The 16,283-nt window shown below is 44.1% G+C and carries 14 protein-coding genes; 7 read left to right on the top strand and 7 right to left on the bottom strand.

From position 1 onward, the window contains the following. Positions 1-80: 80 nt before the first annotated feature. The 5 genes from ftsW to G8D99_RS14375 form a co-directional block, all read right to left on the bottom strand. A complete protein-coding gene (ftsW, locus tag G8D99_RS14355) occupies positions 81-1,277 on the bottom strand; it encodes a putative lipid II flippase FtsW (protein ID WP_166327038.1) in 1,197 nt (398 codons plus the stop codon). 21 nt (positions 1,278-1,298) lie between these two features. Continuing rightward, a complete protein-coding gene (murD, locus tag G8D99_RS14360; RefSeq protein ID WP_166327040.1) occupies positions 1,299-2,645 on the bottom strand; it encodes a UDP-N-acetylmuramoyl-L-alanine--D-glutamate ligase in 1,347 nt (448 codons plus the stop codon). A 168-nt stretch (positions 2,646-2,813) separates the two neighbouring features. After that, on the bottom strand, positions 2,814-3,059 hold the full coding sequence (locus G8D99_RS14365; protein WP_166327042.1) for a DUF6587 family protein: 246 nt from the start codon (positions 3,057-3,059) through the stop codon (positions 2,814-2,816). Positions 3,060-3,095: 36 nt separating this feature from the next. Further along, a complete protein-coding gene (gene feoB / locus G8D99_RS14370; protein ID WP_166327044.1) occupies positions 3,096-4,955 on the bottom strand; it encodes a ferrous iron transporter B in 1,860 nt (619 codons plus the stop codon). Beyond that, positions 4,952-5,215 carry a FeoA family protein gene (locus tag G8D99_RS14375; protein ID WP_166327046.1) on the bottom strand — a complete coding sequence of 88 codons (264 nt, stop codon included), beginning with the start codon at positions 5,213-5,215 and terminating at the stop codon, positions 4,952-4,954. The genes feoB and G8D99_RS14375 overlap by 4 nt, the downstream gene beginning before the upstream one ends. A 172-nt stretch (positions 5,216-5,387) precedes the next feature. Between G8D99_RS14375 and xerD the strand changes: the two genes are divergently transcribed. The 4 genes from xerD (at position 5,388) to thrC (ending at position 9,914) form a co-directional block, all read left to right on the top strand. Continuing rightward, positions 5,388-6,305, top strand: coding sequence for a site-specific tyrosine recombinase XerD (gene xerD, locus G8D99_RS14380; protein ID WP_166327048.1), 918 nt, complete (start codon positions 5,388-5,390; stop codon positions 6,303-6,305). A gap of 168 nt (positions 6,306-6,473) precedes the next feature. Continuing rightward, the gene (locus G8D99_RS14385) at positions 6,474-7,289 is read left to right on the top strand and encodes a DsbC family protein (protein WP_166327050.1); all 816 of its coding nucleotides are present in this window, start codon (positions 6,474-6,476) and stop codon (positions 7,287-7,289) included. 124 nt (positions 7,290-7,413) lie between these two features. Then, positions 7,414-8,718, top strand: a complete 1,305-nt coding sequence (locus G8D99_RS14390; protein ID WP_166327052.1) for a homoserine dehydrogenase — start codon at positions 7,414-7,416, stop codon at positions 8,716-8,718. A gap of 56 nt (positions 8,719-8,774) precedes the next feature. Next, positions 8,775-9,914 carry a threonine synthase gene (thrC, locus tag G8D99_RS14395; RefSeq protein ID WP_166327054.1) on the top strand — a complete coding sequence of 380 codons (1,140 nt, stop codon included), beginning with the start codon at positions 8,775-8,777 and terminating at the stop codon, positions 9,912-9,914. A 70-nt stretch (positions 9,915-9,984) separates the two neighbouring features. Here thrC and G8D99_RS14400 read toward each other — a convergent pair whose 3' ends face one another. Continuing rightward, on the bottom strand, positions 9,985-11,037 hold the full coding sequence (locus tag G8D99_RS14400; protein WP_166327056.1) for a D-alanyl-D-alanine carboxypeptidase family protein: 1,053 nt from the start codon (positions 11,035-11,037) through the stop codon (positions 9,985-9,987). Positions 11,038-11,258: 221 nt separating this feature from the next. Between G8D99_RS14400 and gacA the strand changes: the two genes are divergently transcribed. From gacA to G8D99_RS14415, 3 genes are read left to right on the top strand one after another with little or no spacing between them, the layout of a single operon-like run. Beyond that, entirely contained in the window at positions 11,259-11,894 is a 636-nt protein-coding gene (gene gacA, locus G8D99_RS14405) for a response regulator transcription factor GacA (RefSeq protein ID WP_166327058.1), read from the top strand. Between the two features lie 28 nt (positions 11,895-11,922). Then, complete coding sequence (locus G8D99_RS14410; protein ID WP_406741497.1) at positions 11,923-13,497, top strand: sensor histidine kinase; 1,575 nt, start codon at positions 11,923-11,925, stop codon at positions 13,495-13,497. A gap of 23 nt (positions 13,498-13,520) precedes the next feature. After that, positions 13,521-14,972: a sigma-54-dependent transcriptional regulator gene (locus G8D99_RS14415; RefSeq protein ID WP_166327060.1), complete on the top strand. Its 1,452-nt coding sequence runs from the start codon at positions 13,521-13,523 to the stop codon at positions 14,970-14,972. A gap of 55 nt (positions 14,973-15,027) precedes the next feature. Here the strand turns inward: G8D99_RS14415 and G8D99_RS14420 are convergent, their stop codons facing one another. After that, positions 15,028-16,209, bottom strand: a complete 1,182-nt coding sequence (locus G8D99_RS14420; RefSeq protein ID WP_166327061.1) for a S41 family peptidase — start codon at positions 16,207-16,209, stop codon at positions 15,028-15,030. Positions 16,210-16,283 lie beyond the last annotated feature (74 nt).

Genomic DNA, 16,283 nt, shown 5'->3' on the forward strand with positions numbered 1-16,283 from the left:
AACATCAGAACACAGAAGATTAAGAGAGATAAGGAAGGAACATGATTGGTGATGACTCACCAATCATGTTGGAACAGATGTTAGAAGCTAGACTCTTCTTTAGCGCTGTTTTTCACTTGGGTGGTGGCATCAATTTTAAGCATTAAGCTGACCATCACCGCACACATAATCAAAGAGGAACCACCATAACTAATAAAGGGTAAGGTCAAACCTTTGGTTGGGAGCATGCCCATGTTCATCCCAGCATTCACCATGATCTGTAGCAAGAAAATGATACTGATGCCGTAAGCCAAGTAACCTGCACGCAAGTATTGGTTTTTCAAGGCACGATGACCAATTTTGATACACATCACCACCATGGTAAAGGACAGAATCATCACAGTTGTGATACCAAAGAAACCAAATTCTTCTGCCAAAATCGCCAACATAAAGTCGGTATGTGCTTCTGGCAAATACGACATTTTTTGGATACTGTGTCCAAGTCCGACCCCAAACCATTCGCCCCGACCAAAGGCCATCAACGCATTGGTCAGCTGATAACCGGTACCGAGCGGGTCTGCCCAAGGGTTGGTAAATGACACCAAACGTTCAAAACGATACGGTTCAAACACCACCAAGAACACGAATGCAATCAGGATCGCACCGAGTGCAATACCAAACTGAATCAATGGCGCACCGGCAAGGAAAAACACCCCAAGCATGGTAAACACAATCACCACGGTTGCCCCTAAGTCAGGCTCCGCAATGATTAAACCGACCGTGAGCAACATGATAATCCCGAGTCGCACCAAGCCTTTGACATTGCTGCGCACTTCTTCAGCACGGCGCACCACATAATCCGCAGTAAAAATCGCCATCATCAGCTTCGCCGCTTCAGTCGGTTGGAAGGTAAAACCCGCCAAACGAATCCAACGGGTTGAACCATTCACCTCTGATCCGATCGCGAGCACTGAAAGCAACAGCACAATGGTGATCAGCCACAAGGGAAAAGTATTTTTAAACCATGTGTTCAGTGATACCCGATAGGCAAACACCGCTGCCACAAATGCCACCACAATCGAAATCAAATGTCGGGTCACATAATGAAACGGATTTTCCAGTAAGCGTTCTGCATAGGGCATGGAGGCAGAACCGACCATGACCGTGCCAAGACTTAATAATGCCACCACACAGAAAATCAGTACATTACGTGGAGTAATCTCGCTCGGCACTTTCGGTGCAAAGCGATCATAGACCTCAGAAATTTTAGTGATTGTTGTCTGAGTAAACCCAGCCATAAAACTTTCCTTATTGTTTTTTTAGTTCAGTGCATTGACCAAAGCAACGAACTGACGTCCTCGCTCTGGATAACCTGAAAACATATCGAAACTGGCACAGGCAGGTGACAACAGCACCACATCTTGCGCCTGAGTACATTGTTGGCACAGCGCCACGGCTTCTTGCAAGGATTCAGCATGTAGCAGTGTGGTCGTGCCTGCAATGGCTGTTTCAATGATCGGACGATCTTCACCAATCAGCACTGCAACTTGAGCGAATTTACTTAATGAGTCACGTAAGGCTGTAAAGTCCTGCCCTTTGCCTTGACCACCTAGGATGATTGCGACTTTACCGCCTTGTGCTTCAATGGCAGCGCCTAAACCATCCAATGCCGCCAAAGTTGCGCCAATGTTGGTGCCTTTCGAGTCATTGTAATAACGTACGCCATTCACTTCTTTGACGAACTCACAACGATGCTCCAAGCCTTTAAAGGTTTTTAAGGTCTCTAACATGCCCTCAAGTGGCAAGCCAATCGCTTCACCTAACGCCAAACATGCCAAAGCATTCGCGACATTATGTGTACCTTGAATATACATCTCGCTACTTTTCAGCAAGCGTTCACGACCACGTGCCAACCAAATCGTGCCATCAGTATCTCTAAGTACCCCATATTGATTGATATCTGGTGCATTCAAACCAAAGCTTTGCATTGGGGTTGCATCAGGCACCAACGGACGGGTCAATGAATCATCTCGGTTATACACCACCTTTTTTACACCTTGGAAAATACGGTGTTTCGCAGTGTGATAACCCATCATGTCACCATGACGGTCTAAATGATCTTCACTCATGTTGAGGACAACCGCCACTTCAGCATTTAAGTTTGACGTGGTCTCTAACTGAAAACTAGAAAGCTCAAGAATGTACAGCTCAGGATCATCTTTGGTTAAGTCCAATGCCGGACGACCCAAATTACCCCCAACTGCGACTTTTCTGCCTGCCTGTTCAGCCATGAGTCCAATTAAGGTGGTCACGGTGCTTTTGGCATTTGAACCCGTGATCCCCACAATCGGCTTATCCGTCGCACGGCGTAATACTTGAATCTCACTGATCACTGGAATGCCTTTGGCAATCGCCGCTTGGATTTCAGGCAGTTTCGGATCCAGCCCCGGACTGATAATAATTTCTTCAGCGCTCAGTAATAAGTCTTGATCCAACACACCAAAATGGGTCTGGACCTCGCTTGGAATTTTGTCATGCCCGGGAGGAACGGCACGAGAATCGGTTACAGCAACACGGTAGCCTTTTTCATATAAGAAATTTACGGCTGAAACCCCTGATATTCCGAGTCCAGCGACCACTTTTAATCCACCGCGTTGTATCAACATTTTGCCTCACCAGCATCATTTTTTTAAACTTGCAAAATGTTAGCACTTTGCCGTTTTTATTGCTTTTTTTGTTTTAGATTTCTCAGCGTTTTTTTGTGACTGAGCGTAAAAAAGCCGTCACCATGATGACGGCTGTTATTCGATAAAATCATTTGGAAAATAAATGCTTTATTTCCATTTCACCGACTGAACTTCAACTTTGGCTTTCGGTTCTGTTGCGGAACAGCCACAACTACCACCACAACCACTGACTTCAGCTGGTTTGAACCATTTGGCTAAGCCATGCCAACCCAATTGTTCACATGCCTTGGATAAGCGTAGGAAAACTGAATAGGCTGATTTTGGAAAGACCTTTTTGAATACGACAATCGCACTCCAAATCACCAATACCGCAACAATCAATACTTCAATCATGTTCAGTCTCCTACACTTTAGACTTGATCAGTCCCATTAACCCAAATAATGGCGGGCGATGTTATAGGCCAAGAACGACATTAAATACGCCAAACCAAATAAATAAATCGTCATAAAACTCACGGTTTTCCATGAGCCTGTTTCACGACGTACCGTTGCCAAGGTAGCTAAACAATGCGGTGCATAGATAAACCACACCAACAGTGAAATTCCGGTGGCCAATGACCAACCTAAATTACCATCACTACTGATAATCGATGCCAAACCATTGGCCATAGCATCTTCATCCACCGCCGATAAGGCATATACGGTACCCAGTGCTGCCACCACCACTTCACGTGCCGCCATGGCAGGAATCAAGGCAATACAAATCTGCCAATTAAAGCCGAGCGGTGCAAAAATCGGTTGCATTAAATGACCAAGCATCCCAGCAAGTGAATAATCAATCGCAGGCAAGGTCGCGCCTTCAGGTGGTTGTGGGAAAGTACACAAGAACCACAGCAAAATCGACAATGCGAAAATAATCCCACCGACACGTTTTAAGAAGATTTTGGCGCGATCCAACAGACCAATCCAAATGCTCTTTAAGTCAGGAAAACGATAGCTTGGCAATTCCATCAATAACATGTGTTGATGTTTGTCCTTGTTAAACAACTTCAACACAAATGCCACCACCAAGGCACTTAAAATCCCTGCCATATACAAAGCAAACAATACTAAGCCTTGTAGATTGAAAAAGCCCCACACGGTTTGCTCGGGAACAAAGGCAGCAATCAGCAAGGCATACACCGGCAAACGTGCCGAACAGGTCATCAGCGGTGCCACAAAAATCGTGGTTAAACGGTCTTTCGGATCACTGATACTACGCGTTGCCATAATGCCGGGAATCGCACAGGCAAAGCTCGATAACAAAGGAATAAAGGCACGACCTGAAAGACCGGCTTTAAACATCAGTTTATCGAGTAAGAATGCCGCGCGCGGTAAATAACCCGATTCTTCCAGCACCAAAATAAAGAAGAACAGAATCAAAATCTGTGGCAAGAACACCACCACACCGCCTGCACCAGCAATCACACCATCCACGACTAAACTGTTCAATAGTGGATGTTGAATGTATTGCCCGACATATTCTCCAAGCCATGCAAATAAAGCTTCAATGCCATCCATAAATGGTGCCGCCCAAGTAAACACGGCTTGGAACACCACAAACATCATCACCGCAAGGCTGACTAAGCCCAAGACAGGATGCAAAAAAATCTTATCGAGAAAATCTGAGCGTTTGTCTTCATGATCAACCGAATGCACCACGTCATTTAAAATGGTGGCAATCTTTTCATGGTTGTCACCTTTTAAACCACTCAGTTCAGTATGTGGCACTGCATATTTGCCCTGATCGAGTGCACTCATCAAGTTTTCAATGCCGGCATCACGTACCGCTACGGTTTCCACCACCGGAATACCGAGACGTTGTGAGAGTTTTTGAGTATTGATTTGCATGCCACGACGGCGTGCTTCATCCATCATGTTTAAAACCAACAGAATCGGGCGTCCCAATTCAATCATTTCAAGCACAAGACCCAAATGCAGTTTCAGGTTGGTGGCGTCGACCACGCACAAGAACGCATCTTGCTCGCCTTCTTCTGCAATTTTGCCTTGCACCACATCGCGGGTAATCGCTTCATCAGGGCTGGTTGCATTAAGACTATACGTGCCCGGCAAATCCAACACGCGAACAGGCTTAGCTGAAGGTAAGACAAATTGACCGACTTTACGTTCAACCGTTACCCCGGCATAGTTGGCAACCTTTTGACGAGTTCCGGTTAAATGATTGAACAGTGAAGTTTTACCGCAGTTGGGGTTACCGACAAGCGCAATACGTAAGGCATCACCACTCATGCAGATGCCCCTTGTTGTACGATATCGATTTTTTCAGCTTCAACTTTACGCAGTGCAAATCGTGTGAATCCTAATTGAATCAAAATCGGGTCACCACCAAAGATTCCCTTGGTGATCACCTGAACTTTGGCACCCGGAATAAAGCCCAGTGTTTCGAGTCGACTTGCGACCACATCATTTTGATTCATATCGCCATTTTGAGTACGATGAACGGCACGAATGACCGCTGATTGTTTAACTTTTAAATCAGATAAACGCACTGCATCCAATCCTTAACTATTTTGTACAGTATACAAACAAATGAGAATAATTACCAATTAAGCTTTGTGCTGAGAGCCATGCCGCCATTTATTCATCGACAGTTAAAATATTTTGATCTACAGTGACTTTATCCCATCTTAGTATGGGTAAAAGGATTAAATTTATACCCTCATGTTAAATAAAAAACCTCGTACACCTGCACCTGTCGTGATTCCCAATACGCTTTATTTTCTACACGGCTTTAAAGATTATTTGGTGGCGCAAACCGTCAGCCCGCATACCCGTAATGCTTATTTATCCGATCTGATTCAGTGCAGCGAAGCATCAACCAAATCCATGCAAGAGTGGACGCATGATGATATTTCTGATGTGCTGATTTATCTGACCAAAGCCGGTAAAAGTCCACGCTCGATTGCCCGTAGCTTATCGGCATTGCGTTCTTTTTATAAATTTCTACGTGAGCAAAAACTCAGAACAGACAATCCGGTTGCCTCACATAAAACCCCAAAACTTGGCCGTGCCTTACCGAAGGACTTATCTGAGCAAGATGTTGAGGCTTTAATTCATGCCCCCGATGTCAGCACCGCTTTGGGCTTACGTGACCGTGCCATGTTCGAAGTGTTATACGCCTGCGGTTTACGGGTCAGTGAACTGATTAATTTACGTATTGATTTTTTAAACTTAAATCAAGGCTATCTACGTATTTTAGGTAAAGGTAACAAAGAACGCTTGGTGCCGATGGGGCAAGTCGCCTGTGAATGGATTGAAAAATATATCCAAGAGGGTCGTCCTCATTTGTACAAATCTGCCACGGATTATCTATTTCTGACCCAGCATGGTGGGATTATGAGTCGGCAAAATTTTTGGTATGCGATTAAACGTTATGCTTTACAAGCGGGTATTCAAAGTGAATTATCACCGCATACATTACGCCACGCCTTTGCCACACACTTACTCAATCATGGCGCAGATTTGCGCGTGGTGCAGATGCTGCTTGGGCATAGTGACTTGTCCACCACACAGATTTATACCCATGTCGCACAAGTACGCATGCAACATTTACATGCCACGCATCATCCACGTGCTTAGTGCTTGTAAACGTCATTTCTAATATCGTTGCACATGTCGCGATGAATCTAGAAAAATGCCATTAAATCAGCGCAGCAGAGGGTTGTCGGTCAGGATTTTATGAATCGGCTGATTTTTTTGCTATGCTTATTCACCTCAAAATAATGTCAAAATTTAAAAGGGTTGTTTATGCCATTTACCCGTTCAAAATTAGTAATGATGTCTGCACTCACTGCCAGCCTAATGCTCAGCGCATGTGGTCAATCTGACAATGCAAAGAAAGATGACGGCACACTCACCGCCACCGCACCAGCCACCGGTCAAGCATCCAACATTACTGAACGCAATGCTCAACAGCGCCTGATTCAGACTTTAGAGAAGAATTTTAAAACTGCCAATATCAATGCCAAAGTCATTGAAGTCAAACCGACTGAAGTGCCGAATATCGTTTGGGTCAATTTAGAGGGTATGTCTCCGATCTATGCCACCGCTGATGGAAAATATCTGATCCAAGGCGATTTACTGCGTTTAGGGGATAAAACCATTCACAATGTCGGTGAAAACTTACAAGCAGCCAACAATAAAAAACTGCTGTCTAGCCTGAAAGTTGAAGACCTGATTGTGTACCCTGCCAAAGGCAAAGCCAAACATGTGGTGTATGTGTTTACCGATGTGAGCTGTCCGTACTGCCACAAACTGCATGAACATATGGGTGAGATCAATGCCGCGGGTATTGAAGTGCGTTATATCGCATGGCCACGTGGCGACCAATTTATGCCAACCATGGAAAGCGTGTGGTGTAGTGAAGATCGTAAAACCGCCTTTGACCAAGCGATTTCAGGTGCGCCACTTGCGCCAGCATCGTGTCAAAATCCTGTTAAAGATCAATACGCATTGGGTCAAAGCATGGGCGTGAATGGCACCCCTGCCATTTACAGTCAAGACGGTATTTACCTCGGTGGATACATGACGGCAGAGGAAATTTCTAAGCGTTTAAATAACTAATATTTATGGCTTTAATTCCCGTTTTTTATACAACAAGATAAAGTTTTAGATATGCTAGAGATTGGCTTGCTTTTTAGCTATGATCTAGCATGAACAACCTTTTTATATATATTTGGAGTGTGACGTGAAACCAGTTCGTCTGGCTATACTCGGTCTAGGAACCGTAGGTGGTGGTGCCCTTAAACTATTACAAGAAAACGCTGCTGAAATTAGACGTCGCACCGATCGTGAAATTCAAATTACCCATGTGGGGACTCGTCGTCCTCGCCCTGATTTAAATCTCCCTGATTCAGTCAAGCAAAGTGCCGATTTGATGGACATCGTCCGTCAACCTGATGTCGATGTCGTGGTGGAAGTCATGGGTGGCATTCATCCAGCTTACGAATTGATTATGGAAGCGATGAAGCACGGAAAACACGTGGTCACTGCCAATAAAGCGTTATTGGCTGAGCACGGTACAGCACTGTTTAAAGCCGCAGATGAATACAAAGTACAGATTGCCTATGAAGCCGCTGTTGCTGGCGGTATTCCAATTATTAAAGTGATCCGTGAAGGTCTTGCTGCAAATCGTATTGATTGGTTGGCAGGCATCATCAATGGTACAGGTAATTTCATTTTATCTGAAATGCGTGAAAAAGGTCGTGCCTTTGCCGATGTGCTGAAAGAAGCGCAAGAACTCGGTTATGCCGAAGCAGATCCAACCTTTGACGTGGAAGGCATTGACGCTGCACATAAGCTGACTTTGCTTGCTTCCATTGCTTTTGGTATTCCACTTCAGTTTGACAAGGTCTTTACCGAAGGCATCAGTAAAATCACCGCTCAAGATGTCAAATATGCCGAAGAACTCGGTTTCCGTATCAAGCATCTAGGCATTGCACGTCGTGCGGAAAAAGGCATTGAGCTCCGTGTACATCCAACACTTATTCCAGCAGAAGAACTGCTTGCCAATGTAAACGGCGTGAAGAATGCGGTCTTGGTTCACGCCAATGCTGTCGGTCCAACACTGTACTACGGTGCAGGCGCAGGTGCAGGTCCAACTGCTTCTGCTGTAGTGGCTGATGTGGTGGATATCGTGCGTGACATTATCTATACCGAAGATGGTGCAGGAACCATTCCACAATTGGCTTTTGAAAACTTAACCGATCTACCGATTTTGACACGTGAACAAATGACCACTGGTCACTACATTCGCATCAATGCTGAAGATCAAACCGGTGTCTTGGCTGATGTAACGACCATTTTAAGTCGTGCCGGCATTAGTATCGATGCCATCATGCAACAACCACGTCTTAAAGATTTGATTCCAATCGTGATTTTAACCGATCCGATCGTTGAATCTGTGATGGATGAAGCTTTAGCACAAATTCAAGCGTTGCCTGCTATTCATGGCGAAATTGTGCGAATTCGTTTAGAATCGCTTGATAATTAATCGGGTTGAGGGGATGATTCCCCTAGCCAAGCTCTACATACAATTGGAACATCATCATGTCGAATCCAACTCGTTATACTGGTTTAGTTGACCGTTATCGCGACCGTTTACCGGTGTCTGCTACAACTCGTGCAATTTCTTTGGGCGAAGGTAACACCCCACTGATTAAGCTTGAGAATATTCCAGGCATTATTGGTAAAGATGTTGAAATTTATGTGAAGTACGAAGGTTTAAACCCGACGGGTTCATTTAAAGACCGTGGTATGACCATGGCGGTAACAAAAGCGGTTGAAGAAGGCTCGAAAGCGATTATCTGTGCATCGACAGGCAACACTTCGGCAGCGGCTGCAGCCTATGCTGCACGTGCAGGCATCAAAGCATTTGTGTTAATTCCAGAAGGCAAAATTGCCATGGGTAAAATGGCGCAAGCGATGATGTACGGTGCGATCACTATGCAAATCCGTGGTAACTTCGATGACGGTATGCGTCTAGTGAAAGAAGTCGCGGATCAAGCACCGGTGACGATTGTAAACTCAATCAACCCATACCGCTTACAAGGTCAAAAAACCATTGCTTACGAAATCGTAGAAGCGTTGGGTCGTGCACCTGATTACCACTGCTTGCCTGTAGGCAATGCAGGGAACATCACAGCACACTGGATGGGCTATACCGAAGCGGTTGCCAACCAACCGAAAGACCAGTTTGAGCAAGTGGTTTACGATGCTGAAACAGATCAGTTTACTGGTCCAAAACCAGCGGGCTTGCCAATCATGGCAGGTTATCAAGCGTCTGGCGCTGCGCCATTCCTACGTGGTGCGCCTGTAGCAAACCCTGAAACCGTTGCAACTGCAATCCGTATTGGTAACCCACAAAGCTGGAACCATGCCAAAGCAGTGGTACGTGATTCAAAGGGTTGGTTTGATGAATTGACTGATGCTGAAATCTTAGAAGCACAACGTTTGCTTTCGATGTATGAAGGCGTATTCGTAGAACCTGCTTCTGCGGCGTCTGTGGGTGGTGCAATCCGTGATATTAAAGCCGGTAAAATTAAAGAAGGTTCTGTGATCGTATGTACCGTAACGGGTAATGGTCTAAAAGATCCTGATACTGCAATCAAACAATGTTCTGATGCAGTGATGCTGTCAATCGATGCAACGATGGAACAAGTAAAAGGTTCAATTCTGTCGAATATGTAATTTGATTGAATCAAAAAAAGCCCTGCAATCGCAGGGCTTTTTTTGTCTCTCGAAAAAAGATCAAATAGGATTAAACACGTTTTGGCAATTGGCTTGCCCAATTCATTAAACGAATTGCATCATTGGTACGTGATTGAGAAGAGTCTGCGCCCAATAATACCACCACCGCAGGACGGTTATTCAAAGTGGTATGCATCGCTACGCAACGACCAGCTTCATTGATATAACCAGTTTTTGACAAGTTAATGTTCCAACCGCCATTACGAACCAACGCATTGGTATTATTCGATTTCAACACACGGTAACCGAGATTAAAATCGTAGCTCGCTGTGGTTGAAAACTGACGAATCAGACCATACTGAGATGCTGCACTCACTAAAATTCCTAAATCACGTGCAGAAGAGACATTGCCAGGGTGTAACCCGGTTGATTCAACATAATGGGTTGCACTCATGCCCAGTTCACGAGCTTTTTTATTCATGGCTGCAAAAAATGCCGGACGACCGCCTGGGTAAGTACGTGCCAACGCAGATGCTGCCGGGTTTTCAGATTTCATTAAAGCAAATAAAAGTACTTCAGCACGGTTCATGGTATCACCAGCACGTAATGTCGAGCTGGAAGTTTTACAACCTGAACATGAAAAATCACCCTGTTGTAGCGTGATTTTTTCTGACATATTCAGTTTTGCATCTGAAGTGACGACCGCCGTCATTAACTTGGTTAAAGAGGCAATCGGCATCGCGGTATTGGTGTTTTTGCTATACAGCACTTCACCGGTTTGTGCATCCATGACCAATGCAGCACGGGCACTCACTGATGGTTGGTTGCTATAATTATTGGTGTCTAAAATTCGAACCGTTTGCGCAGGTGGATTATTGGTGACTACACCATTGGATTTACGAATCGTGGTGGTGACTGTGGTGGTGGCTTGTGGGGTTGGTGCTTCACCACTATAAGCATTGTCATTTTCAAGTAATTTACTGACGTCTTCCGATGACCAACTGATCGACCCTTCACCTGGGTTCGAAGAATGATTCACAAGCTCTGCAAAGCTAAACGAACTTAAACTGAGTAGTACCGATGCGCTCAGTACATTCATTAACGTTTTGGTGGACTTTTTCACGATAACTTACTCATCTTAGGGAGGTTTCTTTGCAGCATTGCGAATCACCTCAAATATAACTTACATTTACAAGCAAACGTGATTAATATTAAACCACGTGATTATGCACATTATTTTAGTAACGATTGGGAATAGGATTGCTATTTTTGTTAGTCCTTTGCAAGTATTTTTTGCATGATGTAACAAAAAAATTGCTTTTAGAAAAAGTATAGGAGGTCTTTGTGATCACGGTTTTAGTGGTAGATGACCATGAATTGGTTCGTACGGGCATTTGTAGAATGCTTGAAGATCAAGCGGATATCCAAGTGATTGGACAGGCTGAGTCTGGGGAAGAAGCGATTAATATCGTGCGCCAACAGCATCCCAATGTGGTGCTGTTAGATGTCAACATGCCGGGGATTGGTGGGGTCGAAACCACACGTCGTTTATTACAAACCGCACCCGATACCAAAGTCCTTGCTGTCAGTGGTTTGGCTGAAGAACCTTACCCTTCTTTATTGCTGAAAGCCGGTGCGCGAGGTTATATCACCAAAGGCGCACCGATCACAGAAATGGTGCGTGCCATCAATAAAGTCATGCAAGGCGGTAAGTATTTCAGTGCCGATATTGCAGAACAATTGGCGAGCTCGTATTTATCCGACACCCAAACTTCACCTTTTGATGCATTGTCTGAACGTGAAATGCAAGTGGCGATGATGGTGGTGAACTGTATCAGCGCACAAGAAATTTCTGACAAGCTTTTTGTCAGCGTGAAAACAGTCAACACCTATCGTTACCGTATTTTTGAAAAATTGGGTTTAGACAGTGATGTCAAACTGACCCATCTTGCCATTCGTTATGGCTTAATCAAACCCTAAACGCTGCTGATTTTTATAGCCAACAACTATGCCAATGACGCCTAAGGTTTCGATCCCGCACTATTTGACGATCTATCGCTTAGGCACATTGTATGCAAATTATCGTTTAATCATTGCGCTGAGCTTGACCCTGATTTTCTTTATCACCATTGAAAATCAAGGCCTGCAATATGAATACCCGAATCTCTATTTTTATGCCTTGATGTTCTATGTCGGCTCAAGCTTGGCACAACTGTTACTGCTGAAATATTTTCAACATGCGATTAGTGCTCAGATCGTTGGGCTATTTGCGGTGGATCTGGTTTTCTTAAGCAGTCTGACCTTTGCGCTGGGTGGACCGAATATTTCGATTGGTCTGTTGTTTGTCATATCGGTATTTGCTTCCAATTTTTTGCTGAGCAAACATCAAGCACTATTTATGACCTTGGTGGCAGTGATTTGCGTGGTCTACCAGCAGTTTGTTGGTAGCTTGTTTAACCATACCGATCTGAACAATATTGGCAACAGTGTCTTCCTCGCCTTTTTGTTTTTTGTGGTCTATGGGCTAGGACAGTTTTCCATTCAGCGCTTTCAATTGTTGGAATCCTTGACCACCTATCAATCCAATGAATTATTTAAATTCCAAAATATTAATCGTTATATTTTAGAACAGATTGAAGTGGGTTATTTGGTCTTGGATGAAAACTGCAAAATCATTGTCAGTAATCCCGCCGCTTGCACCCTACTCGGCATTTCCCCCTTATACGCGCATGAGCAATTTCATCTGGCGACCTTTCAGCCGGACCTGTTCCATATTTTAAAACGCTCTTTGCTTGCCGATGGTGAACGCTTTCAATTTGAATCACCACAGTCGACTTATGTAGTCGATGTTCGGGTACAAAACTTAATTGTGCCGCAGCAAGCCCTCACGCTCTTGATTTTAGAAGATGCCCAAAAACTCAATCAAAAAGTGCAACAACTAAAATTAGCTGCGCTGGGTCAGCTTTCTGCCAGTATTGCACATGAAATTCGTAATCCCTTGGCGGCGATTGTACAGGCCAACGAGTTAAATCAAGACAGTGATCAAGCGCAGCGTGAGTTACTGGGACAAATGATTGCCAAACAAGCCAAACGTATCGACACGATTATTCAAGATACCTTGGCTATGGCAAAGAATAAAAAAACCCAAACCATTCGCATTCACCTGCTGAGTTTTATTCAAGATTTAATCCAAAACGATTTGTCCGATGTGGCTCAGCAGATTCAGTTTGAGATCCCAGCATCCTTTCATCTGTGCTTTGATGAATCTCAACTCCGACAAGTACTGATCAATTTGATCCGCAATGCGATTCGGCACAATGCTAAAGATGCTGAATTTATTTTGATTCAAGCACAACGACAAAATGATATAATTCAAATTGATGTCATCGACTTTGGGCAAGGCATTGATCAAGCGGATATTGCGCAATTGTTCAAACCTTTCTTTAGTACGGAAATTAATGGCACCGGTTTAGGCTTGTACTTATCACAAAGTATGTGTGAAGCGAATCAAGCCAAACTGTCTTATATACAGCAAAAACAACAAGGCGCTTGCTTCAGAATGGAGTGCGCATTTTTAGACTAGTTTAATTTGGGTTTTTTGGGGATATGGCAAAACAGCAACCATTGGTCTTATTGGTCGATGATGAGCCTGATTTATGCATGCTGATGCAAATGACGCTTTCGCGTATGGGCATTAAAACGCATATGGCACACCATCTCAAACAAGCGCAGCATTTTCTTGGGGAATATCACTACGACGCCTGTATCACCGATTTCAACTTGCCCGATGGCAATGGCTTGGAACTGGTCAAATACGTCACTCAACATTATCCAAAGACCCCGATTGCGGTACTGACCGCTTATGCCAATATGGAAATTGCCATTGCGGCATTAAAAGCTGGCGCTTTCGATTTTGTCAGCAAGCCGATTAATCAACAGCATTTGCATCAGTTATTGCAAAAAGCCCTGCATGTACCGGTCGTTGATGAATCCGAAAATCAACTTGCACTGGATGAACGCCTGTTGATTGGGCAGTCTGAAGCCATTTGTAAACTCAGAGCATCGATTCGAAAAATTGCCCGCTCACAAGCCCCTGTCTTTATTACCGGTGAATCTGGCACAGGTAAAGATGTGGTGGCCAATCTGATTCATCAGTTAAGCAATCGTCAGGAAGGTCCCTTTATCGCCATCAATTGTGGTGCGATTTCTGAAGAGCTCATGGAGCGAGAGTTATTTGGTCATGTCAAAGGCTGCTTTCCAAGCGCTGATGAAGACAAACTCGGTTTAATTCAGGCAGCAGACGGCGGCAGTTTATTTCTCGATGAAATTTCTGAACTGTCGATGCCAATGCAAGCCAAATTGCTGCGTGCAGTGCAAGAAAAGAAAATCCGTCCCCTCGGCAGTGACAAAGAAATCGAAGTGGATTTTCGTATCATCAGTGCCAGTCACCAAAACATTGAACTTTTGGTACAACAAGGTAAATTCCGCCAAGACTTGTTTTTCCGTATTCATGTCATGGATTTATTGATTGCACCTTTGCGCGAACGGCAACAGGATATTCTGATTTTGGCCGAGCATTTTATAGAAAAGGTTTGTGCTGAATGGCGGATTGAACCCAAACAACTTTCAACACACGCACAGAAATTTTTATTGTCGCAATATTATGCAGGCAATGTGCGTGAACTGCGCAATATGATTGAACGTGCGATTACCTTAAGTGATGAACAATCGATTGAGATTGAACATTTACAATCGCATACGGCACAGCAAAACATCGAATTTAATTTAAGCTCGGTGCCAACTCAAACGCCACAAGCTTTGGCAGCAACAGATGCTGTGAGCTTATCGACTTCGCCAACGGCCCCCTTAAGCAATGCCAAATTACCCGAAGAAGGCCTAGAGCAATATCTAGAAAAAGTCGAAAAAGAAGTACTGATCAATGCATTGAATCAAACCCATTGGAATCGAACCTTGGCGGCCAAGAAGCTGGGCATGAGCTTTCGTTCGCTACGCTATCGTTTGAAGAAATTTGGCTTGGATACTGAAGATGAAGCTTAAGGCTTCATTCTTGGTAAAAACTTAAAAATTATCACTCAAAACCTAAGCTTAAAATTTAAAGTTTAGCTTTCAGCAGTTGCTCGGCGACATGATTGATGTAGTTTTCTTCTTTCATCTCGCTCGGCCATGGATAATCTATGTTAGGACGAATACCGACACCATCAATGGCGATACCTTTCGGGGTGAGATAATGCGACACGGTCATTTGGAGCGCTGCCCCATTTTCTAAAGGAAATAGTTTTTGCACCACGCCCTTGCCATAACTTTTTTCACCCATGACCAATGCACGTTGATGGTCTTTCATCGCAGCGGTAAACACTTCAGCCGCTGAAGCGGAACGCCCATTAATCAAAATCCCGATTTTTAAATTAGAAAATTCATTGCCGGGTAAGGCTTGGAATTGTTGATCGCCCTCAGAGCGACTTTGGGTCGACACAATGAGGCCCTGATTTAAAAATAAATCCGCGCTTTCCACCGCAGATGACAACAAGCCACCTGGGTTATTTCTTAAATCAATCAACACTGCTTTTAAACGATTAGTCGGGACGTCATCAATAAAGCGTTTGATTTGGGTGGCGGTATCCTGCTGAAACACTTTCACTTTCAACACCAACACGCCATTGGGCAGCAAATTAGATTGGATATCCGCCACATCGAGTTTCTGATTACGAACCAGTGTCATCGGGGTACTCAGTGGACTCAATTGCAGTTGCAAGGTCGAACCCATTGAACCATTTAAGGCATCTTCAACTTGTGCGGCATTGAGATTTTTCAATTCTTGTTGATCAATTTTATAAACCGTTTCACCGTTTTTTAAGCCGAGCTTGGCTGAATCTGAATCTGGTCTTAAATTTTTGATTTGCCATTGGGTTTTGCTGGCATCGAGGGCTAAGCTGAAATCAATGGTGGCCAAATCACCTTCGGTATATTCTAATAATTGTTGGTAATCTTCATGACTTAAGTAGCGTGAATAGCGGTCTAATCCGCCCACTAAACCTTTAATGGCTTGTAGAAACAGATCATCATCCGATTTTTCGCTGACATAGTTTTCTTTGACTGTGCCATAGATTTGCACAAACTGTTGAATCGAATCGATCGGAACTTCAGAGACTTGATCAACTAAATCATCTTGAAAAGCAGAAGATACGGATGCCTTAGCACCCGCCGCATGACTGAAATGAATCGAACTCAACCACAAGGCTGAAACTAAAACGCCACAAGTCCAAGTTCGATTCATTCAACCATCCTCATCTTATTATTTTATTCTATGCGCTAAAAAAATTGCAGAGTTTAAAGCGACATGGTGATCTA

It is taken from the genome of Acinetobacter lanii, assembly GCF_011578285.1.
Classification (GTDB): domain Bacteria; phylum Pseudomonadota; class Gammaproteobacteria; order Pseudomonadales; family Moraxellaceae; genus Acinetobacter; species Acinetobacter lanii.